Consider the following 21,679-nt stretch of genomic DNA (forward strand, 5'->3'; position numbering starts at 1 on the left):
TTGGGGCTGCAGGGTCCATCGGCCGGAATTCTGGCCTGGGGCTGCAGGGTCCATCGGCCGGAATTCTGGCGCTGGTCGAGCGTGGCGGGCAGGGTGCAGCCGGTGGCGGTGGCAATGCCGGGGCAGAGCAGGGCGGCGAGCAGGGTAAGGCGATGCATGGTGGAGCCTCGTTGAGAGGTCCCACTCCATCCTCCGGAACGCGGCAACGTTGTCTGTAGGAATTCGTGCAGATGCGCGGCGTTGTCAGCGCGCGGTCACGGTCTCTATCCACGCATGGCGTGGATCTGCTGACGTCGTGCAGCGGCGCCACAAACACCAACGCCCGGGCAAGCCCAGGCGTTCGTGCCCCCTTCATGCTGGTCGCGAGGTTCAGCCGGCCAGTTCGGCCTGCTCGCGTTCGATGCCGTACTTGCGCAGCTTTTCCACCAGGGTGGTGCGGCGCAGGCCGAGCAGCTGGGCGGCGTGGGCGACGACGCCCTGGGTGCGTTCCAGTGCTTCGTTGATCAGGCCCAGTTCGATGTTGGCCATGTGGTTGCGCAGGTCCATGCCTTCATCGGGCAGCGCCGCCGGTGCTGCGGCGCGATTGACGGCAATGCCGTGCTCCAGCGCCGGTTGGTTGCCTCCGCCCGGGGTGTGGAACGAGAAGCTGCGCAGGTCGAGGCGTTCTTCGCTGGCCGTCGGCTGTACCGGTGCCGGTGCGGCCACCGCTGCCAGTGCAGCGTCGCCACGGTAGCGGGCCGGCAGGTCCTGCACGCGCACCGATCCGCCCGGATGCAGCACCGCCAGGCGCTCGACCAGGTTGGTCAGTTCGCGCACATTGCCCGGCCACTCGTAGCCGGCCAGGGCCTGCAGGGCTTCCGGGGTGAAGCGCACTTCGCCACGGCCGGTCCGCGCCAGCTGTGCGGCGATGGTTTCCACCAGCGCCGGCAGGTCTTCGCGACGCTCGCGCAGGGCGGGCACGTCGATCGGGAACACGTTGAGGCGATAGAACAGATCCTCGCGGAACTTGCCTTCGGCAATACGGGTTTCCAGGTTGCGGTGGGTTGCGGCCACAACGCGTACGTTGCAGCGGATGGTCTGGTTGCCACCCACGCGTTCGAAGCTGCGCTCCTGCAGCACGCGCAGCAGCTTCACCTGCATCGGCAGGCTCATGTCGCCGATTTCGTCGAGCAGCAGGGTACCGCCTTCGGCCATTTCGAAACGGCCCTTGCGCGCGGTCAGTGCGCCGGTGAAGGCACCCTTTTCGTGGCCGAACAGTTCGCTTTCCAGCAGGTCGGCCGGAATGGCGCCGCAGTTGATCGCCACGAACGGGCCGTCGCGGCGCGGCGAGCGCTGATGGATGGCGCGCGACACCACTTCCTTGCCGGTACCGGATTCGCCCAGCACGAGCACGGTGGTGTCGAATGCGGCCACCTGTTCGATCATCGTGCGCAACGCAGTCACCGCCGGACCGTTGCCGGTCGGGCCCTGGTCCTGCGCGGCGCCGGCCTGGTGCTCGGCGTCCAGGCGCTTGAGGCTGGCGCGGCGCAGCAGGGCTTCCATCTGCGCATGGCGCAGCGGTGTTTCCAGCGGCCAGATGTTGGCTTCGTGCAGGCCGTGCTGGTGGGCAAAGGCTGCGGCATCACCGTCGGCCAGCAGTACCGGCGGCGGCAGGCTGCTGCCGCCCAGCCAGTTGTACAGTGCGGTGCTGGCAGTGGTGTCGTCCAGGCTGCCGACGATCACGGCCATCCAGTCGTTCTGGCGCTGACGGCCCAGGTCGAAGTCGGCCGCGTCGGAAACCCAGCGCGGGTTGAAATCCATGAATTCCAGCAGGGCAACGGTGCGCTCCGCGCGCACGGCGTCGTTGTCCAGCACCAGGATGCGCGATTCGCTCACGATCGATCCTCCCTGAGGCCTTCCAGGATCGGCATGACTTCCTGGATGTAGGACAGCTTGCTGACAAAATTGTCGGCGCCAGCGCGCAGCGCGTGTTCGCGGTGCTCGGCGTCGTCGAAGTGGCTGGCGATCACGATGTACGGTGCATCGTCCTGCGACTTGATCAGGCGGGTGGCCTGCAGGCCGCCCATTTCCGGCATGGCCAGGTCCATCAGCACCACCTGCGGGCGCAGCGTTTCCGAGCGCTCGATCGCTTCCAGGCCGTTGCCGGCGCTGCCGACGATCTGCAGCCAATCGATCTTGCGGAAATGGCGCATCGCCGCGTTGATGAAGCCCTCGTGGTCATCGACCAGCAGGACCGTGAGCTTGTTCATGTCCAACATCCTTTTCAGCCCACCCGGGCCAGCTGCGGTTGCCTGGCGCCAAGCCGGCGCCGTTCACGGGCCGGGGCGATGTCCAGTTGTTCTCGGTATTTTGCGACGGTTCGGCGGGCAATGTTCACCCCCTGGCGCGACAGCAGGCCGGCGATGGCCTCGTCGGCCAGCGGGCGGCCGGCCGGTTCGGCGTCGATCAGGCGGCGGACCATGGCCTTCACGGCCTGGCCGGAGACGCTGGCGCCTTCCAGGCGCACGGCGAAGAAGTGCTTCAATTCGAAGGTGCCGCGCGGGGTCTGCAGGAACTTGCCGGTGGTGATGCGCGAGACGGTGGACTCGTGCATGCCGATCTCTTCGGCCACTTCCTTCAACGTCAGCGGCGCCATGGCCTCCTCGCCACGCACCAGGAACGCGGCTTGGCGCTCGACGATCACCCGCGCGGTGCGCAGCAGGGTGTCGTAGCGCATCGACAGGCCGCGGCTGAACCAGCGCGCTTCCTGCAGCATTTCGCGCAGTGCCGGTGCGGCCTCGCTGGTCTCGGCCAGGGCCTGTTCGTACTGGCTGTTGATCGAGACGCGGCGGCTGGTCGCCGGATTCAGCGCCACCTTCCACTGGTCGTCGGCGTGCCAGGCGACCACGTCCGGCACTACCACGGCATTGCGTTCGGGCAGCAGGCTGTCACCCGGGCGCGGCTGCAGCGAGAGGATCAGGCGCACCGCCTCGCGCACGTCGTCGATCTCGGCGTCGTGCAGGCGAGCGAGGGCGGGGTAGTCGTGCGCGGCCAGCGCGTCGAGCGCGCCATCGAGAATGCGTGCCGCCAGGTGGCGGGCGGGGACTACGCCGTGCAGGCTGCGCAGCTGTGCCTGCAGGCCTTCGCGCAGGTCCTGAGCGGCCATGCCGGCCGGCTCGCCATGCAGCAGCTGCTGACGGATGGCTTCCACGCCGTCGGCGGCGATGTCGAACTGGGCGCTGGCCAGCAGCTGCAGCTGGTCCAGCGGTGCCTGCAGGTAGCCTGCCTCATCGCAATGGTCCAGCCAGAAGGCGGCCACGGCCAGCTCGCGGTCATCCATGTCCAGCGACAGGCGCTGCAGCACGCGCAGCTGCGGGTCGCTCGATTCGCCGGCGGCGATGCGCGCCATGCGGTCGTCGTCGCCGTCCTGCCAGCTGGCGCCGGCCACGTCCCACATCGACGACTCGGGCAGCTCGTCGAAGGCGGCGGTGTCCATCGTGGTGGCACTCGCTTCGGTGGCTTCGGCGGTGGGTGCTTCAGCCTCTTCGATCTCCAGCAGCGGGTTGGAGTCCAGCAGGCGCTGGATTTCCTGTTCCAGGTGCAGGCCATCGAGCTGCAGCAGCCGGATCGACTGCAGCAACTGCGGGGTGAGGTGAAGTTGTTGGCCCAGCTGGGCCGAGAGTGCAGCCTTCATCGTGGTTCCCCGGCACCGCTCCCCGGCGCCTTGTGGAACGCATCTTGCTTTTGATCCGGCGGGGGCGGAATCAGGGGGTTCCTGAGGGGCTTCGTGAATGTCCTGACAGGGTGTAGGGGTATTCCCTACATTGTCGCGGAATGTTGACGATGATCGCCGCTAAGTTGCTGATTTCCGGTTTGGGTCCCGGATTGATCGGGCTGCGCCGTGTACGGATTCCTGTCAGGGCGTGTCGGGGTGACGGGAATTCGTCGTCAGTGCGGATCTGGCCTCCTTCGCAGAGGATCACTCCAGCTCGTGCTGGTGGCGCGCGGCCAGCAGCAGCAGATCGTTGGCGCGGCGACAGCCCAGCGACTCCATCATGCGTGCGCGGTGGGTTTCCACTGTCTTGACGCTGATGCCGAGGTCGGCGGCGATTTCCTTGTTGCTTTCGCCCTTGCCGATGCGGCGCAGGATCTCGCGCTGACGCGGCGACAGTGCGGCGATGCCGGTGGGTTTCTCGCGACCGAGCATCGGTGCCAGCATCTTGGCGGAGATCTGCGGGCTCAGGAACACCTGGCCGGCGTGCGCGGCACGCAGCGCCAGTTCAAGCTCCTGCGGTGCGGCATCCTTGACCAGGAACCCGACCGCACCGCGATCGAGTGCATCGCGCACGTGTGCGGCGTCGTCGTGCATGGTCATCATCACCACCCGCGTGCCGGGGGCGCGCAGGCGGATGTCGCTGAGGGCTTCCAGGCCGGTGCGGCCGGGCAGTGACAGGTCCATCAGGATCACGTCCGGGGCGTGCTGCAGGGCCAGCTGCAGTGCCTGCTCGGCATTGCTGGCCTCGGCGACGAGCTGCACGTCGGCAAACCCCTGCAGCAGCCGCGCCAGGCCGGCGCGGACCAGGGTGTGATCGTCGACGATGAGAACTCGCACAGGCACGTTGGAGGTCCGTGAGGGGAGTCCACCTTAACTTAGCTGAACGGGCGCGCCAAGGGCTGTCCATCCGGCGTCATGGTGGCAGGTTTCAGCGGGCGCGGCGTGCTTCGGCCACCTGGCGGCGATGCAGGCGGAACAGATGCCGCTCCATTGCCATCTCCAGGCCATCGCCAAGACGCTGGAAACGCAGCCACAGGTAGTGACCACCGCCACCGTCCGCCGCTTCGGCGATCACTTCCACGGGCAGGTCGATATGGTCAGGCAGCCAGTCGCTGGGCTGCAGGCGCACCAGGCCGGCCTGGCCGGGGCTGGCGCCGCTGCGCGGCCCCAGCTGCAGGCGGATGCCGCGGCGTGACCAGCGCACGGGGCGCAGCGTCAGTTCCTGGCCCTGCTGGCGTACCAGGCGGCCGAGCAGCACCATCGCCAGATCCAGCTTGGCTTCCAGCCGCTGCAACTGCAGGCTGGACTCATTGCGGTCGTCGTGCTCGTCAACGCGACTGTCCTCGACCAGGGCCAGGCTGCGCAGCAGGCCTTCGGCACTGCTGGTACGACCGGCGGCGCTGCCTGCCTGGAACTCGGCCGGCAAGGCCAGCTCGCAGCTGAGCGTTTCGTCGAACAGCTCGCTTTCGGCGGGGTGGTGCAGCGACGTGGTCGGCAGTTGGGTCATGCGAGTGATTCTGCCTGCAGGTAGGCATGCGCCGCGCGAAGGGAGCGGCCGGTGTGCTTCAGGTGAGCTGCGGCTTCATCGCGGAGGGAGATCATGCGCGCCAGTACGCGTTGCTGGTGGTCACGCAACGCGAGGATGGCGGCATCACTGGGGCGCTCGACAACCAACGACAGGGCAGCCACGGCTTCCAGGTGTTCGGCCATCAGGCGTTCGCTGGTGTCGTGGTCCTCGCCTTGGAGGCTGGTTTCCAGCGTATCAAGGGCGTCGTGCATAGTTTGAAGGTTCATGGCGCCACCGCTTTGGTGACCTGGCGCTGGTCTGCCGGAATCGCGTTCCAGGCCGAATCGATCTCCACCATCAAGCCCAGGGCTTCCTTCAGTGCGGTTGGATCGTTGTGCAGGTTGCCCTCGGTCAGGCGCATGATGACGAAGTCGTACAGTGCCGACAGATTGCCGGCAATCTCGCCGCCGGCTTCGTGATCGAGCGAGCCGTTGAGGTGGCCGACGATGGCGCAGGCTTCGCCGATGGCCTTGCCCTTGCGCGCCTGGTCATTCTGCTGCAAAGAGGCTTCAGCGGTGCGGATGCGCTCGCAGGCACCGGCAAGCAGCAGCGCTACCAACTTGTGTGGATCGGCATCGACGACCGAGGTGGTCACGCCGACTTTTCGGTACTGCTCGGCGAACTGCCGATTGGAACCGTACATAGGGGAAGTCTCCTGGAATGCCTGCCCATCCGCGTGGGTTGAGGGGTTCGGCACGGGTCTAACGGGTTATCGGCGCAGCCGGGGCTCTACTTGAGTACCGACTGCGCCGGAAAAATGCCTGGAAATCAGTTGCCGAGCTGCTGGATGAGCGAGCCGCCGGCCGATTGCATCTGCGTGACCATCTTTTCCATCGCGGTGAACTGCTTGGTGTAGCGGTCGGCCACCTTTTCCATGTTCTTGTCCAGCTCGTCCAGCTGCTTTTCCAGTGCCTTGATCTGCTTGTTCAAGGTCGCCGTACGCTGGGTGATCGTGCCGGTGGTCGCGTCCAGGCTGCTCTTGAGCAGTTCGGTCATCGGCTTGCCCAGCGCGCCCTCTGCACCGAACAGCTTGGTGGCGGCCTCCGGGTTCTTCGCCAGCGCTGTGTCGAGCTTGGCGCCATCAAGGCTCATGCTGCCGTCGGCGGCAATGGTGATGCCCAGATCCTTGAGGTCGTTGACGTTGGCACTCAGCTGGGCGCGCAGCTGCTGCTGCAGGCCACGGACCATGGCGTCGCCGGTCATGGTCGAGGCCGTGCGCGTCTCAGCGTTGTAAGCGCTGGAATTCTTCAACGTGGTCTGGATGCCGTTGTAGGCGGTGATGAAGGCCGTGAGATTGGTCTTCAGCGTGCTGTTGTCCGGAGTGACGGTCAGCGTCTGCGTCTCGCCTTCCTTCGCCTTGGTCAGGGTGAGACTGATACCGGGTACCAGGTCGGTGATCGTGTTGGAGCTGCTGGTGCGGGTGAAACCATCCACCACCACCACCGCATCCTTGGCGGGCACCATCTCGGTCATCTTCGATGCGGATGTGCCGTCATAGGCCAGCTCGGAGAGCCCGCCATTGCCGCCACTGGCGCTGACCTTCAACGCGCCCTTGCTACCGGAATCAACGGCGGTCAATACCAGGTGCATGCCATCGTCGGCGGTCACCACGGCCGCGGTGACGCCCTTGCTCTCGGCGGCGGAATTGATCTCGGCTGCGATCTTCTCCATCGTCGCGCCGGGTTCGATGTTCACGCTGATGGACTTGTCGCCGTATGCGATCGTCAGCGTTCCGTCGCCAACCACGGCGTCCTTTGTATACGCCTTGGAGCTGAGCTTCTGGTTCTGTGCCAGGGATTTGACTTCCACCTGGTGGCTGCCCGCAGCAGCCTTGCCGGCGGTCGTGCTGGTGTCCAGGGTTGCAGTGAAGTTCGACTCTGTCGGCGTGCTGACTTTCAGGCCGGGGGTGGCCACACCCTTGACCAGGGTCTTCAGCGCGCTCTGCAGACCTGTCATTCCGCTTTTGATGGTGCCAAGCGCCGAAAGCTTGGCGCTGGCGGCAACACCCGCCGAGTTGATCTGCTTTTCCCGGGGCTCGCGTTCCTTGGCGGTCAGCTGTGCAACCAGGCTGGGAATGTCGAGGCCGGAACCAATCGTGCCGATGGCCATGAGGGGAATCCTTTTTCTTGGACGGGCCGGGCGGGTGTCCTGCACCTGCTATCGGCCTGGGAGGGGCGAGCTTGAGCGTGGAAACGCTCTCCAGCCTTCTGCAAGGCCCATGCCAATCCGCCACCGGGCACGAAGAAGGGGGCTTGCGCCCCCTTCCCGTTGTTGCCTTGTACTACCGCTGGATCAGCGCAGCAGGCTCAGCACGTTCTGGCTGGACTGGTTGGCCTGGGCCAGCATGGCGGTACCGGCCTGCTGCAGGATCTGGTTGCGGGTCAGCTCGGCGGTTTCCGAAGCGTAGTCCACATCGCGGATGCGGCTGCGGGCAGCCGACATGTTTTCCGACGAGGTGTTCAGGTTCGCAACCACCGAGGTGAAGCGGTTCTGGATCGCACCCAGGTCGGCACGGGCGGAGTTGATCGAGTTCAGGGCTGCGTCCATCGCCAGGATGGCGTTGTCGGCACCGTCCTTCGAGGAGATGTCCAGATCAGCGAAGCCGGTCTTGGCGCCACCTGCAGCGTAGTTGTTGGTTGCAGCGGCGGTCAGGCCGGTCTGCTCCTTGACCGCAGCGGCATCGTCTCCGCCGGCTACCACGCCGATGGTGAAGTTGCCTTCCTTGCCGGTCAGCTGGACCTTGCCCTCCACCAACGCGGCAGTAACACCAGTTTCGTGGGTCTTGGCGTTGACGGCATTGACCATCTGGGTGGCGCGGTCACCTGCATTCTTTGCGCCATCCAGTTCGATCGTCACCGGCTGGCCCACAGCACCGTTGACGGTGCCCGCGATGGTGAAGCTGGTCTTGTTGTAGCTTGCCGCTACTGCCTGAGTACCATTGGTCACAGCTGCCGCAAAGCCGGCGCCACCGAAGCCGCTGCCTGCCTGGCCGCCGGTCTGGGTAATGGTGAAGTTCGAGCCATCGGCCTTGCTGAACTGAATGTTGTTGCCGGCGACCGTACCGGACACCGAGATACCGGCTGCCTTCAGCTCATCGCTCTTGTCGTTGATGGCGGTCTGGATGTCAGTTGCGCTAACAGCGGTGCCTGCGGCGCGGTCAATGATATCGACGCCACCAACGCTCAGCTTGAATGCAGCGGTACCCGAGGTATCAACTGCAGTGAACGCGCCGGAGACGGCGGAAGTGGACTTGATGGCTGTCACAGCACCGCCATTCGGGAGCCCGCCGGTTACCGAAGCGTCGTGCGAGGCGCTGGTCCAGTTGCCCAGCTTGCTGATGTTGGCGTTGGCGACCTGCGAGATGTTGATCGTCTGGCCCTGGTTGGCGCCGATCTGGAAGGCCTGGTTGGTGAAGGTGCCGTCCAGCAGGTTGGTGCCGTTGAAGTTGGTCTGTTCGGCGACGCGCTGGATTTCCTGCTTCAGCAGCTGCACTTCGGCGTTCAGGGCCTGGCGGTCGGAATCAGAGTTGGTGGCGCTGCGCGACTGCACGGCCAGCTCGCGGACGCGCTGCAGGTTGTTGCCGATCTCACCCAGCGCGCCTTCGGCGGTCTGGGCCAGCGAGATGCCGTCGTTGGCGTTGCGGGCGGCCTGGTTGGCGCCGCGGATCTGGGTGGTGAAGCGTTCGGAGATCGCCAGGCCGGCGGCATCGTCCTTGGCGCTGTTGATGCGCATGCCCGAGGACAGGCGCTGAATGGTGGTGGCCAGGTTGGCGCCGCTGGTGCCCAGGTTGCGCTGGGCGTTCAGCGACATGGTGTTGGTGTTGATGACTTGTGCCATGGTGCGGTTTCCTTGTAGGCAGTGTGTCCGGCAGAGCAGCCTGACCGGTTTCGGGGGGCAGTGGCTGGCGTCCCCCCAAGGGGTGTGCTACCGCTGCTGAAATCAATAACGGCACTACCCCTCCGGCCTTTAGCGGAGTTTCGATCCTTTTTTCTCGGGTCAAACGAAAAGGCCCCGCCATCTGCATGGCGGGGCCTGCTTCCAGCTCGGTGGTGCGGGTATTACGACTGCAGCAGGCGCAGTACGTTCTGCGGCACCTGGTTGGCCTGGGCCAGCATGGCCGTGCCAGCCTGCTGCAGGATCTGCCCACGCGTCAGTTCGGCGGTTTCCTGTGCGTAGTCAACGTCGCGGATGCGGCTGCGCGCAGCCGACAGGTTTTCCGAATTGGTGTTCAGGTTGGCGATGGTCGAGGTGAAGCGGTTCTGGATCGCGCCGAGGTCGGCACGCGCCGAGTTGACGGACTGCAGCGCGGCATCCATCGCGAGGATGGCATTGTCGGCGTTGGCCTGGCTGGAGATGTCCAGTTCGGCAAAGCCGGTCTGCGCCGTGCCTGCAGCGAACGACGTGCCGTTGGTGGCGCTGCTGCCTGCGGTCAGCCCGGTGGCATTGGCCAGCTCGGTGGCGCTCAGCGTGCCGCCGATGGTGAAGTTGCCTTCCTTGTTCTCCAGCTGCACCTTGCCATCGATCAGCGATGCGGTGACGCCGGTTTCATGGGTCTTGGCGTTGATGGCGTTCACCAGCAGCGTGTTGCGCTCCGAGGCGTTCTTGGCAGCGCCCACGTTGATGTCGACCACGCCAGTGCCGTCGGCCTTGGTCAGCGTCAGCTGGCCGGCGGTGATGGCCGGGAAGTCAGCTGCAATTGCCGGCGTGCCGTTCTGATGGTTGGCGACAAAGGCCCCGGTTGCGAAACCTTCGCCGGCACCGGCGCCGGTGACGGTGATCGGCAGGTCATTGCCGTCGGCGCGCGAGAACGCCAGGGTGCCGGCAGCCACGCTGCCACTCATGGTGATGCCGGCTGCGGCCAGCGCATCGGACTTGCTCGCCAGTGCTGCGGTGATGTCAGCGGCGGTGACGGCCGCACCAGCAGCGGCGGTGTGGATCGAAATGCCGCCTACCGAGAAGGCGAACCCACCCGCAGGAACCGTCGCAACGGAATTGAAAGCGCCGGACGTGCCCGAGGTGGTCGGAATCGCAGCCGCGGCGCCACCGGTTGCGGTCTTGCCGGCCACGCTTGCCGGAGTCGAGGCGCTGGTCCAGTCGCCGAGCTTGTGCACATTCGCATTGGTGATCTGCGAGATGTTGATGGTCTGGCCCTGGTCGGCGCCGATCTGGAAGGCCTGGTTGGTGAAGCTGCCGTCCAGCAGGCTGGTGCCGTTGAAGTTGGTCTGCTCTGCAACGCGCTGGATTTCCTGCTTCAGCAGCTGCACTTCGGCGTTCAGCGCCTGGCGGTCCGAGGCGGAGTTGGTTGCGCTGCGGGCCTGAACGGCCAGTTCGCGGATACGCTGCAGGTTGTTGCCGACTTCGCCCAGTGCGCCTTCAGCGGTCTGCGCCAGCGAGATGCCGTCGTTGGCGTTGCGCGCGGCCTGGTTGATGCCACGGATCTGGGTGGTGAAACGCTCGGAGATCGCCAGACCGGCGGCGTCGTCCTTGGCACTGTTGATGCGCATGCCCGATGACAGGCGCTGGATCGAGGTGGCCAGCGAGCTGCTGCTGGTGGACAGGTTGCGCTGAGCGTTCAGCGACATGGTGTTGGTGTTGATGATCTGTGCCATGGTGCTTCTCCGTGGTTGCTCGGTTGTTTCGGTGTGGAAGGCGCGGGACGCGCCGTGCTGGAAGACGGATGGAACGGGGAAAGGGACTAGCGGATCTTGTTGAACAGGGACATCGCCTGCATCTGGCTGAAGATCGTCTGGGCGGCTTGAAGGGCGGCGGTCTCCAGCTTGTATTGGCCGATGGCATCGGCGTAATCGAGGTCGCGCATCGTCGAGAGCGTGCTCTTGACGGTGACGGCAGTGGCTTCGCGGGCGCTGGCCGCGGTATCGATGGCGGCCAGCTGGGCGCCGCCCTTGGCGCGGGCGTCGATCATCGTTTCCGAGGCCCTGTTGAGGTCGCGGATGCTGGACTGCAGCGTGTTCTGCAGCGCCGTGCGCTGGCTTTCGGTGGACGGGTCGGTTTCCAGTGCGGCGACCAGTTTGTCCAGGGTGGAGAAGATGTCGCGGCTACCCGCGTCGCTGACGTTGAACTGATCACCGGCGGCTGGCTTGCCCTCGATGCGCATGCGCACGCCGCCAACGACAATGTCCTCGCCGGGTTTGTGGGTTCCGCTGCCGACCACCGTGCCGGTGCCATCAACCACCTCATAGGCACCTTCGGCAGTGCCGGTGAAGCGGACATTGAGCGTGCCGCCGGCCCAGCTGCCGCTGCCGTCGCGGCTGACCGAGGTCAACAGGCCACTGCCGGTGTTGCCGGCGGCCGCGCTGGCATCCACACGGCCATCGCCGGTGGGGATGCGCATGAAGATCTCGCTGCCGGGCAGGGCGTCGGAGACCAGTTGGCCCGGTGCCACCTCCACCTGCCGCTGGTTCTGGTCACCGCTGTAGGTCACGGTGCCGCCGCTTCGCTGGAACGGGGCGTCAGCGTCGTTGCTGCCACCGAACAGGTAGCGTCCGCTGCCATCCCTGGAATTGGCCAGCGACAGCAGGCTTTCCTGGATGGTCTTCAGCTCGCTGACGATGGCCTTGAGGTCACTGGCCTTGGGCACCGGACTGTTGGCCTGGATACTCAACTCCACGGCGCGCGACATGAGCTCATTGACCTGAGCCAAGGCGTTTTCCTGCAGGCCCAGGCGGTTCTGCATGCTGTTGGCGTTCTTGCCGAGCTGCTCGAGCCCGGCCACGACACGGTCCAGGCCAACGGCCGTACCTGCAGCGACCGGGTCGTCCTTGGCGGAGGTGATCTTGCTGCCAGTCGCGATCTGCTGCTCGAGGTGGCTGATTTTCGACTGCTTGGCGAGCATCAGCGACACGGACTGGTTGAACATCATCCCGGTGGAAATTCGGCTGCTCATCGACGGACGGCTCCCAGGATGGTCTGGAACATGTTGTCGGCGGTGGAGATCAGCTGTGAGGCGGCCTGATAGGCCTGCTGCAACCGCAGCATGTCGGCTGCTTCCTCATCCAGGTTGACGCCGGAGATCTCGTCGCGGGCTGCCTGCGCCTTGTCTGTGATGACCTGCTGCGCGTCCAGCGAGTACTCAGCCGAACGTGCCGCCGCGCCGACCTGCGTGGTCAACCCCCCCAGCGCACCGTTGAGGGTGACGGTGCCGCCGTTGAACGCCTTGGCGTCCTCGACCTTGGCCAGCTTTGCCGCGTTGCTGTTGTCCGACGAGCCTGCCGGAGTAGGGCTGATATTGAAGGTGTCGCCGACCTTCGGTGCACCGTCCAGCACGAAGCTCCAGCCATTGGCGCTGATGGTCTGGCCCGGTGTGTAGGTCTGCGGCGGCCCACCGTTGATGGTGTAGGTGGTCGCCGACGTGAACACGATTGCGGCGGGATCGCGCAGGTTCGGATTGGATACATCGTTGACGGTGACGCCGGTCAGCTTCCCGGTGCCGGTGTTGGCCAGTGCAGCCGTACCCTTGACCGCTGCCGCTGCGGCGATGCGGGAGGGATCGGTGATGGCGGTTTCCAGGCTTCCGGCGACGCCTGCGGTCGGCTGCAGGAGGAAACGGTCGTTGGTGGCCGGGGTGCCACCGACCACCAGCCTGACACCATTGATCACCAGCGGATCGGCGACCGTGCCGGTACCGGTCAACGCAACGGTGGCGCCAGTGTCGGCGCGGGTGGCCTGCCACTGGGTGCCGTCGAACTTGAGGACGATGTTCTGTGCCTCCAGCTTGGACAGGTCACCATAGGTCGCAGTGAGGCTGCCGGTACCGGTATTGCTCGCGTTGGGCGTGACGCGTGGGTTGCCGATGGTGAAGAAGTCGCCGCCCATCTTGCCGTACAGGTCCACGCCCTGGTGGTGCGCCTGGTTGAAGCTCTCGGCCAGGCCGACGGCGAGCTTGCCCAGTTCGGCCTGGGCCGGTGTCAGCACGGTATCGCGGAACTCGAGCATGCCGCCGATCTTTCCGCCCACTGCCTTGGGATCGAGCGTGATCGTGTTGCCCTGGGTTTCCAGCGCCAGTTGCAGGCGTTCGGGCTGGTATGGATCGGTCACCGTAGTGACCTTGGACGCGGTGGTGCCCACCACCAGCGCATTGCCGCCTGCGGTATAGACGTTCATCACGCCGCCATCCTGGACGACGGCAGTGCCACCGGTGTAACCGATCAGCTGCGAGATCAGCTGGTCGCGACGGTCGAGCAGGTCCGGCGCCGCGTTGGCCACGTTGCTGCCAATGGCGCCGTTGATCTGCGCAATCTCCTGCGCCAGGCGATTGACTTCCGTGGCGCCGGCAATGAGCCCGTTGTTGACCTCGCTGCTCAGGTTGTTCATCTGCGTGTTGAGCTGCACGAAGCGGCTCGCCAGGGCCTTGCCGCCATCGAGCAGGCTCTGCCGGTCGGCCGTGCCGGCCGCGTTGGACGAAAGGCCACTGACGGCGTCGAAGAAGTTGGACCAGGAGCCGGCGACATTCGTGGCCGGGTCCGAGAACAGGGCATTCACCCGGTCGGCCATGCCCGAAAGCTGCTTCAGGCGTGCCAGCTCGCCGCTGCTGTCGAGCAGGCGCGAGATGGCCAGCTGGTCGGCAGCACGGCGGATATCGGTGATGCGGGTGCCGCTGCCAACGTCCCCAAAGCCGTAGTTCTGCGGATCAGACGTGGCGAAGTCGACCTTCTGCCGGCTGTAGCCAGGGGTGTTGATGTTGGCGACGTTGTGGCTGGTGGTCGCCAACGCACGCTGGAAGGCGAGCAGGGCACCAGTACCGGTGGAAAGTACGCTGGACATGGGGTTCCTCAACGACGAGTGATACCCAGCGCCGCGGTTGCGGTGCTGGCAAAGGTCTGGCCAAGGCGCGAGCCGGCATCGGCGACGGCGCTGACGGCGCGCTCGATGGTCGGTCCGCCGGCGATCGCGGCGATCTTGGCCGCATAGCGCGGATCGGTGGCGTAGCCGGCGCGCTGCAGGCCGCGGGCGAAGCCCTGCACGTCGGTGCCGGCCTGCAGGGCCTGCTGGTAACGCGGGCTGGTCTTCAGCAGGCGCACGTAGTCGGCGAAGCTTTCGGCCGGCGAACTGTAGGCACGGAAGCTGGCGGTCTCGTTGCGGCGCACGCCATCGACATATTCATGGGTGCCGGCTACGGCGCGCTGGCCGCTCCAGCCATTGGCCTTGATGCCGAACAGGTTGTGCGAAGTGCTGCCATCGGCGTGCTTGATGTGGCGCTTGCCCCAGCCGGTTTCCAGCGCGGCCTGGGCGACCAGGGCGCGGGCATCCACGCCCAGTTCCTTGGCTGCACTCTGCGCGTGCTGCCAGATGCTGGCAACGAAGCCTTCCGGGGTGTGCTCGCCCAGCTGGGCGACGGCGGTACGGGTGGCCATCGCATCGGCCGGGCTGATCGCGGTGCCGCGATTGCTGGCGGTGGCCGACCACTGGTCGCTGCTGGCGGCCCAGTCCTCGCCCTGCAGGCTGCCGATGTACGGATCCTCGGTGCCCAACGAGCGGTGCATGCTGCTGCTCTCGCGGCCGGCGATCAGGTCCAGGGCCTGTTCCATCGGCGCAACCGCGGCCTGGGCGCCGTACTGGGCGCCGGCGGCCATCTGCTGCAGCAGGCGCACGGCCTGGCCGCCGTCTTCCAGCGGCAGCGACGGTGCCGGCTTGGCCGGTGCATTGAGCTGGTAGGCACGACTGGCCTTGGCCGGGTCCACGCGGGTATCCAGCGCCGGGCCGTCGGCGGCCTGGCCGGACAGCTGCCGGCTGATCATGCCCGACAGGCCCAGGCCCTTGCCGCGGGTCATCGCCTCGGCAATCTTCTGGTCGTACATCTCGCGGAACATCTTGTTTTCGCCGGGGAACAGCGAATCGCCGAAGCTGGCGTCACGCATGCTCTTGACCAGCATCTGCGCGAACTGGCCTTCCAGCTGGCGCGCGACCTTGTCGATCTTGGCCGGATCGTTCTGTTGCGCCGGGTGCAGATCGAATGCGGGAGTGATACGCATATCAGATCACCTCGAGCTCGGCACTCAGTGCGCCGGCCTGCTTCAGGGCTTCCAGGATCGCGATGAGATCGCCCGGTGCCGCGCCCACGGCGTTCACCGCGTGCACGATCTCGTCCAGGGTGGTGCCGCCGCTGAACTTGAACATGCGGCTGCCGTCGTTGGTGGCGGTGATGGTCGACTGCGGGCTGGCCACGGTGCGGCCGCCGGACAGCGCATTGGGCTGGCTGACGTTGGTGTTTTCCTGGATGGTCACGGTCAGCGAACCATGCGAGATCGCCGCAGGTCCCACGCGCACCTGTTGGCCGATGACCACGGTGCCGGTACGCGAATTGACCACCACCTTGGCCGGGGCGCTGCCGGGGGTCAGTTCCAGGTTCTCGATTCGCGCCAGCAGGCCGATGCGTGCGCCCGGATCGGTCGGCGCGGTAACCGCTACGGTCACGCCGTCGACCGCACGCGCGGCACCTTCGCCGAAGGCGTTGTTGAGCGCGGCAACCATGCGCGAGACCGTGGTGAAGTCGTTGTTGTGCAGGTTCAGGGTGATGTCGCCGCCGTTGGCCAACGGATCGGGCAGGGCACGTTCAACGGTGGCACCGTTGGGAATGCGGCCGACGCTGGGCACGTTCACCGAGACACGGGAACCATCCTTGCCCTGCGCACCAAAGCCGCCGACGATCAGGTTGCCCTGGGCGATGGCATAGATCTGGCCGTCAGCACCGCGCAGCGGCGCCATCAGCAGCGAACCGCCGCGCAGCGAGACTGCGTTGCCGATCGAGGACACGGTGATGTCGATCGGCTGGCCCGGCTTGGCGAACGGCGGCAGTTCGGCGTGGATCGCCACGGCAGCCACGTTCTTCAGCTGCGGGTTGACGTTCGGCGGCACGTTGACGCCCAGTTCGCCGAGCAGGTTCTTCAGGCTCTGCACGGTGAAGGGTGCCTGGCTGGTGCGGTCGCCGCTGCCATCCAGGCCGACCACCAGGCCATAACCCACCAGCGCATTGCCGCGCACGCCGCCGACCTGGGCCAGGTCCTTGATGCGCTCGGCGCTGGCCGGGGCAGCCACGACCAGCAGCATCAGCGCGACGAACGACGCCATGCGTTGCTGCCAGGAAGAAGAGGAGAAGAGTTTCATGGCCATACTCAGAACGGCGTCAGGCCGGAGTTGAAGAAGCGGCTCAGCCAGCCCATCGCGTTGGACTGCGCGACGGGACCGCGGCCGCCGTAGACGATGCGGGCCTCGGCCACGCGGCTGGACGGAATGGTGTTGTCCTGGCTGATGTCGCCCGGGCGCACGATGCCCTGCACCTGCACCAGTTCATCGCCCTGGTTGAGCCGCAGGTTCTTCTGCCCCTGCACCACCAGGTTGCCGTTGGGCAGGCGTTGCACTACGGTGACGGTGACGCTGCCCTGCAGGCGGTTGCTCTGCGCGCTGTTGCCCTTGCCGGTGAAGTCACGCGCGCCCTTGGCCGTGGCACTCAGGATGTCCTTGCCGCCGAGGGTGACCGGAGCGCCGAGAATGGACGGCGTTCCCAGGCTCAGGTTCGATTCCTTGTTGGTGGCCGTGTTGGCGCTGGTCTGCGCGGTGGTGTTTTCGAGCAGGGTGATGGTCAACAGGTCGCCAACATCGCGTGCGCGCCGGTCCGAATACAGCTGCAGGGTCGGGCCGGCAGCGTAGATCGCGCCGGCGGTCGGCTGTGCCTGCGGCGGCATGATCGGCTGGATCGGTGCCATCGTCGGGTAGGGGCGCACGTCGCCCGCGATCACGCAGCCACCGAGCAGGGCGGCCACGGCGCAGGCGAGGGCAGTGCGGGCGAAGTTGGAAATGGGCGACATGGCGGTTTCCCGGTTTGGCCGGTCAGAGCTTGTTGTTGAGATAACCGAGCATCGAGTCGGTGGTGGAGATCGCCTTGGCGTTCATCTCGTAGGCGCGCTGGGTTTCGATCATCGACACCAGCTCTTCCACCACGTTGACGTTGCTGCCTTCCAGCGCGCCCTGCACCACAGTGCCGAGGCCGTTGAGGCCGGGGTTGCCGTTCTGTGCCGGGCCGGACGCAGTGGTCTCCAGGAACAGGTTCTCGCCACGTGCCTGCAGGCCAGCGGGATTGACGAAGTCGGTCAGGGTCAGTGCGCCGACTTCCACCGAGGCGGCGCCGTCGGCCATCTTCACGCTGATGGTGCCATCGGTGCCGATGGTCACCGACTGCGCGCCTTCGGGAATCTGGATGCCCGGCTGCACCGGGTAGCCGCTGTTGGTGACCAGCTCGCTGTCCTGGTTGATCTTGAACGAGCCATCACGGGTGTAGGCCGAGCTGCCATCAGGCATCTGAACTTCGAAGAAGCCGCGGCCATTGACCATCACGTCCAGGGCGCGGCCGGTCTGCTGCTGGCCACCCTGTTCAAAGTTCTTGGCGGTGGCGACCACGCGCACGCCGGTACCCAGCTGCAGGCCGGTGGGCAGCTGCGTCTGCGCCGACGAGGAGCCGCCGGGCTGCCGTACCTGCTGGTACAGCAGGTCTTCAAAACTGGCACGGTCCTGCTTGAAGCCGGTGGTGTTGGTGTTGGCGAGGTTGTTGGAAACCACCGACATGCGCATCTGCTGCGCATCCAGTCCGGTTTTCGCGATCCACAATGCCTGGTTCATCTTCGATGTCCTGTCTGCTGAAGCCGGCCGCGTGGTGCGGCCCTTGTATGCGGGTGTGCAAGCGGTGTGCCAGCGCTGGCATCAACCGGCGCCGGAATTCCGTCAGCTGCCCAGGCGCAGCATGCTGTTGGCGCTGCGCGCGTTTTCGTCGCCGTGCTTGATCACCTGCACCTGCATTTCGTACTGGCGCTGCAGCTGGATCATCTGCACCAGCGCGCCAGCCGCATCCACGTTGCTGCCTTCCAGCTGGCCGCTGTGCACGGCCGTGCCCTGTGCCGGTGCGAACGGCTGTTGCGGGTCGGTGTTGCGGAACAGGCCATCCAGGCCACGCTCCAGGCGTTCATCCGGTGCCTGCACCACTTTGATGCGACCGATCTGCGCCATGGTCTGCGGACCTTCGCCCTGCGGGATGATCGAGAGCGTGCCGTCGGCACCGATCTCCATCGCCTGGTAGGGCGGAATGGCGATCGGGTTGTTGTTGTCATCCAGTACCGGACGGCCGCTGGAGGTCACCAGCTGGCCGTTCGGCGTCACCGACAACGCCGCGCCGCGCGTGTACGCCTCGCTGCCGTCACTGGACTGCACGGCCAGCCAGGTGCCGGTCTGCAGGGACAGGTCCAGCGGTTTGCCGGTGATGTGCTGCGAGCCCGGCGTGCGGTTGAATCCGGCGTCGACATGCAGCGCATCCACCCGCGAGGCAAAGCCCGGGCCACGGATCGGGAAGGCTTCGGTGTTGGCCAGCGCTTCCTTGAAGCCGGGGGTGTCGGAGTTGGCGAGGTTGTGGCTGAGCGTACCCTGCGCCTGCAGGGAGGCGCGGGCACCGGTCATCGCCACGTAAAGGGCTTTATCCATGCGGGGAGTTCCGTGACGGGGTCAGCAGGTCATCAACGGATGTTGATGACGGTCTGGGTGATCTGGTCCTGCGTGGTGATCATCTGCGCGTTGGCCTGGAAGTTGCGCTGCGCGGTGATCATGTTGACCAGCTGCTCGGTGAGGTCGACGGTGGACGCTTCCAGCGAGCCGGCCTGGATCTTGCCGAGGTTGGAGGTGTCCGGCATGCCGGTGCGCGGGGTGCCCGACTCGAACGTCTCCACCCACAGGTTGTTGCCCTTCTGCTCCAGACCCTGCGTGTTGTTGAACGTGGTCAGTGCGACCTGGCCGAGGGGCTTGTCGTCGCCGTTGGAGTAGCGGGCATAGACCACGCCGGTTTCCGACACGGTGATCTCGTTGAGCTTGCCGGCGGCGTAGCCGTCCTGCTGGGTGTTGCGCAGCGCGAACTTCTCGCCGTACTGGGTCGAGCCGCTGATATCCAGCGTCATGTTCAGCTGGCCCGCGCCGGTGGTCGGGGTGAAGGTGCCGAGGCTGACCTTGCCGTTGGCAGGATTGGTCAGCTTGCCGCTGTTGTCGAACGTCACCGGAGTCGGGGCGCCGGCCGGCTGGCCATCCACGTAGTTGCGCACGGTCCACTCGTTGGGGTTGGCGCCTTTCACGAAGTACGAAACCTGGATGTGGCTCACGCCCAGCGAGTCGTACACGGTGATGCCGCCGCTGGAGTGGTTGTAGCTGTTCGAGTCGGTCGGATCGAAGGTATTGACCGTCGGCTGTTTGGCGTTGGCCGGCAGGGTGAAACCGACCTTCACTTCGCTGGTCTGCTTCGGCGCGCTGTCGGTGGTCAACAGCTGCAGGTCGATCAGGCGGCCGGCATCGAAGTTGGTGCCATCGGCATTCGGCGCGAACACCTGCAGGCGTGCGCCCTGGGGATTGATCACATAGCCGGCGGAATCAGTCTGGAAGTTGCCGGCACGCGAGTACACGCGCGAGCCGTTCATGTTCATGGTGAAGAAGCCCTCACCGGAGATCGCCATGTCCAGGCTGCGGCCGGTCTGCTCGTTGTGTCCCTGGATGAACTGTTGGGCCACGTTGGAAACACGCACGCCCGAGCCGGTCTGGTTCTTCGACAGGCCGTAGCTGGTGGAGGCGAACAGGTCAGCGAACTCGGCGCGTGATTGCTTGAAGCCGGCGGTATTGACGTTGGCGACGTTGTTGGCGGTGACGCTCAGGTCGGTATTGGCGGCATTGATGCCGGACAGGGAGACGTTGAAGCCCATGGGATGCTCCTGGTAGATGCGGAATGTGCGGCTCAGCTGACGCGGAGCACGTAGTCGATCGGGGCCGTGCCCAGGCCCTTGAGATTCAGGTACAGGCCGTCGGAGCCGACGGTCACGCTCTCCACCGGGGCCTGCACGAAGGTGGACAGCTTGGTGCTCTTGCCGGCGGTGTCGACGTGGTTGGCGACGATGGAGTACTTGCCCGGTTCCATGCGCTTGCCGTTGGCGTCCTTGCCGTCCCACTGAAACGCGGTTTCGCCAGCGGCCTTGGCTTCTACGCTCAGCGAGGTGATCTTGGTGCCGTTGGCATCGGTGATGTCGACGGTCACGATGCCGGCCGAGGGCGCAGCCACCGTGCCTTCGACGCTGCCTTCCTTTTCCAGTACCAGCTTTTCCGACGGCACCAGTACCTGGTGGCCAACCAGAGCGGCACCGCGCAGCACCTGGTCGCTGGCCATCGATTCCTGGAAACCCTTCACCGTCTTGTTCAGATCGGTGATGCCCTGCACGGTGGACATCTGCGCCATCTGCGCAACCATCTGCGTGTTGTCCATCGGCTTCAGCGGATCCTGGTGCTGCAGCTGCTCGGTCATCAGGCGCAGGAAATCGGCCTGGTCCAGCGTGTTCTTCTTTTTGGTGGCGTTGCTGTTCGGGGCGTTCAGGCCGAGCGCGGCGTAGACGTCCTGGTTGGTCTGGTTGTTGACGGCGGTGGTCATGGTGGTATCCGGTGCTGCGGGCCTCAGCGGCCCATGGTCAAGGTGGCCAGGGCCAGTTCCTTGGCGGTGGTCAGCATCTCCACGCCGGCCTGGTAGTTGCGCGAGGTCGAGATCAGGTTGACCATCTGCGCCACCGGATCGACATCGGGCTGGTAGATGTAGCCATCGCCGTCGGCCAGCGGGTGGCCCGGTTCATAGCGCTTGATCGGCGCGGCTTCGCTCTGGGTGATCTCCTTGACCTTCACCGACGTGATGTTCGGATCGTTCTTGCTGGTCACTGCCTGGAAGATCGGTTCCAGCGGCTTGTACACGGCATCGGCGGAACCGGCGACGGTGTCGGCGTTGGAGAGGTTGGAGGCGATGGTGCTCATGCGCACCGACTGCGCCTGCAGCGCGGAGCCAGCGATATCGAAGATCGGCAGGTTGCTCATGGCTTATTGCCCCGTGATCGCGGTCAGCATGGAACGCACCTTGCTCTCGACGAAGCTGAGCGAGGCGCGGTATTCGAGTGCGGCGCGGCCATAGGCGGCACGCTCGGCATCGGGATCGACGGTGTTGCCGTCCAGGCTGGGTTGCACGCCTTCGCGCGCGATCTGGAACGGGTTCAGGCCACTACTGATCTCGTAGTGCTGCTCGTGGGTGGTGGCCATCAGGCCATTGGCATCCTGCCCCTGGGCGTGGCGCAGGGCGGCATCGAAGTCCAGATCCTGGGCCTTGTAGCCGGGAGTGTCGGCATTGCCGAGGTTGCTGGCGATCAGCTTCATCCGCTGTTCGCGCAACGGCATGGCCTGGGCGTGAACGCCCAGGTAGTCGGTAATCAGGTTGCGCACGGTGCACTCCCACAGGAACGTTGCCCGGGAAGCTGCAAGGGGTGTGCCAAATTCGAGAGGGTAGTGCCGGCCGC

21 protein-coding genes and 1 pseudogene are annotated in these 21,679 nt (G+C 65.8%); all 22 read right to left on the minus strand.

Annotated features, from left to right (window positions below):
* Positions 1 to 369: 369 nt before the first annotated feature.
* The 22 genes and pseudogenes from N7573_RS00005 to flgB all read right to left on the minus strand — a co-directional run bounded on the left by N7573_RS00005 (position 370) and on the right by flgB (position 21,605).
* Positions 370 to 1,875, minus strand: a complete 1,506-nt coding sequence (locus N7573_RS00005; protein WP_279912824.1) for a sigma-54 dependent transcriptional regulator — start codon at positions 1,873 to 1,875, stop codon at positions 370 to 372.
* A complete protein-coding gene (locus tag N7573_RS00010; RefSeq protein ID WP_010485922.1) occupies positions 1,872 to 2,249 on the minus strand; it encodes a response regulator transcription factor in 378 nt (125 codons plus the stop codon). Before N7573_RS00010 ends, N7573_RS00005 begins: the two co-directional genes overlap by 4 nt.
* A gap of 14 nt (positions 2,250 to 2,263) precedes the next feature.
* Positions 2,264 to 3,673 carry an RNA polymerase factor sigma-54 gene (gene rpoN, locus N7573_RS00015; RefSeq protein WP_279912826.1) on the minus strand — a complete coding sequence of 470 codons (1,410 nt, stop codon included), beginning with the start codon at positions 3,671 to 3,673 and terminating at the stop codon, positions 2,264 to 2,266.
* Positions 3,674 to 3,958: 285 nt separating this feature from the next.
* Entirely contained in the window at positions 3,959 to 4,591 is a 633-nt protein-coding gene (locus tag N7573_RS00020) for a response regulator transcription factor (RefSeq protein WP_032970105.1), read from the minus strand.
* A 91-nt stretch (positions 4,592 to 4,682) separates the two neighbouring features.
* Positions 4,683 to 5,261, minus strand: a complete 579-nt coding sequence (locus tag N7573_RS00025; protein WP_010485910.1) for a PilZ domain-containing protein — start codon at positions 5,259 to 5,261, stop codon at positions 4,683 to 4,685.
* Complete coding sequence (locus N7573_RS00030) at positions 5,258 to 5,548, minus strand: hypothetical protein (protein WP_125429337.1); 291 nt, start codon at positions 5,546 to 5,548, stop codon at positions 5,258 to 5,260. The genes N7573_RS00025 and N7573_RS00030 overlap by 4 nt, the downstream gene beginning before the upstream one ends.
* Positions 5,545 to 5,964: a flagellar export chaperone FliS gene (fliS, locus tag N7573_RS00035; protein ID WP_049398118.1), complete on the minus strand. Its 420-nt coding sequence runs from the start codon at positions 5,962 to 5,964 to the stop codon at positions 5,545 to 5,547. The genes N7573_RS00030 and fliS overlap by 4 nt, the downstream gene beginning before the upstream one ends.
* A 125-nt stretch (positions 5,965 to 6,089) precedes the next feature.
* The gene (gene fliD, locus N7573_RS00040; protein ID WP_049421909.1) at positions 6,090 to 7,430 is read right to left on the minus strand and encodes a flagellar filament capping protein FliD; all 1,341 of its coding nucleotides are present in this window, start codon (positions 7,428 to 7,430) and stop codon (positions 6,090 to 6,092) included.
* 183 nt (positions 7,431 to 7,613) lie between these two features.
* A complete protein-coding gene (locus N7573_RS22290) occupies positions 7,614 to 8,126 on the minus strand; it encodes a flagellin (RefSeq protein ID WP_343238915.1) in 513 nt (170 codons plus the stop codon).
* Positions 8,127 to 8,516: 390 nt separating this feature from the next.
* Positions 8,517 to 9,158 (minus strand): annotated as a pseudogene (locus tag N7573_RS00050) (flagellin); the annotation flags it as partial.
* 221 nt (positions 9,159 to 9,379) lie between these two features.
* Positions 9,380 to 10,930 carry a flagellin gene (locus N7573_RS00055; protein WP_279912827.1) on the minus strand — a complete coding sequence of 517 codons (1,551 nt, stop codon included), beginning with the start codon at positions 10,928 to 10,930 and terminating at the stop codon, positions 9,380 to 9,382.
* 86 nt (positions 10,931 to 11,016) lie between these two features.
* Complete coding sequence (gene flgL, locus N7573_RS00060) at positions 11,017 to 12,225, minus strand: flagellar hook-associated protein FlgL (RefSeq protein ID WP_189719489.1); 1,209 nt, start codon at positions 12,223 to 12,225, stop codon at positions 11,017 to 11,019.
* On the minus strand, positions 12,222 to 14,102 hold the full coding sequence (gene flgK / locus N7573_RS00065) for a flagellar hook-associated protein FlgK (RefSeq protein ID WP_279912828.1): 1,881 nt from the start codon (positions 14,100 to 14,102) through the stop codon (positions 12,222 to 12,224). The genes flgL and flgK overlap by 4 nt, the downstream gene beginning before the upstream one ends.
* Before the next feature lie 8 nt (positions 14,103 to 14,110).
* Positions 14,111 to 15,310 (minus strand): flagellar assembly peptidoglycan hydrolase FlgJ, encoded by a 1,200-nt coding sequence (gene flgJ / locus N7573_RS00070; protein ID WP_279912829.1) that lies wholly within the window; start codon positions 15,308 to 15,310, stop codon positions 14,111 to 14,113.
* A gap of 1 nt (position 15,311) precedes the next feature.
* Positions 15,312 to 16,448 (minus strand): flagellar basal body P-ring protein FlgI, encoded by a 1,137-nt coding sequence (locus N7573_RS00075; protein WP_279912830.1) that lies wholly within the window; start codon positions 16,446 to 16,448, stop codon positions 15,312 to 15,314.
* Between the two features lie 2 nt (positions 16,449 to 16,450).
* Positions 16,451 to 17,143: a flagellar basal body L-ring protein FlgH gene (gene flgH / locus N7573_RS00080; protein ID WP_010485899.1), complete on the minus strand. Its 693-nt coding sequence runs from the start codon at positions 17,141 to 17,143 to the stop codon at positions 16,451 to 16,453.
* 22 nt (positions 17,144 to 17,165) lie between these two features.
* Positions 17,166 to 17,951 carry a flagellar basal-body rod protein FlgG gene (flgG, locus tag N7573_RS00085; RefSeq protein ID WP_005409571.1) on the minus strand — a complete coding sequence of 262 codons (786 nt, stop codon included), beginning with the start codon at positions 17,949 to 17,951 and terminating at the stop codon, positions 17,166 to 17,168.
* A gap of 102 nt (positions 17,952 to 18,053) precedes the next feature.
* Complete coding sequence (locus N7573_RS00090; protein WP_049398110.1) at positions 18,054 to 18,803, minus strand: flagellar basal body rod protein FlgF; 750 nt, start codon at positions 18,801 to 18,803, stop codon at positions 18,054 to 18,056.
* 32 nt (positions 18,804 to 18,835) lie between these two features.
* Positions 18,836 to 20,059, minus strand: a complete 1,224-nt coding sequence (gene flgE, locus N7573_RS00095; RefSeq protein ID WP_279912831.1) for a flagellar hook protein FlgE — start codon at positions 20,057 to 20,059, stop codon at positions 18,836 to 18,838.
* 32 nt (positions 20,060 to 20,091) lie between these two features.
* A complete protein-coding gene (locus N7573_RS00100; protein WP_071229188.1) occupies positions 20,092 to 20,775 on the minus strand; it encodes a flagellar hook capping FlgD N-terminal domain-containing protein in 684 nt (227 codons plus the stop codon).
* Positions 20,776 to 20,798: 23 nt separating this feature from the next.
* A complete protein-coding gene (gene flgC, locus N7573_RS00105) occupies positions 20,799 to 21,206 on the minus strand; it encodes a flagellar basal body rod protein FlgC (protein ID WP_010485892.1) in 408 nt (135 codons plus the stop codon).
* A 3-nt stretch (positions 21,207 to 21,209) separates the two neighbouring features.
* Positions 21,210 to 21,605 carry a flagellar basal body rod protein FlgB gene (gene flgB, locus N7573_RS00110; RefSeq protein ID WP_005409576.1) on the minus strand — a complete coding sequence of 132 codons (396 nt, stop codon included), beginning with the start codon at positions 21,603 to 21,605 and terminating at the stop codon, positions 21,210 to 21,212.
* Positions 21,606 to 21,679: the final 74 nt, after the last annotated feature.

It is taken from the genome of Stenotrophomonas sp. GD04054 (assembly GCF_029836955.1).
Lineage (GTDB): Bacteria > Pseudomonadota > Gammaproteobacteria > Xanthomonadales > Xanthomonadaceae > Stenotrophomonas > Stenotrophomonas maltophilia_A.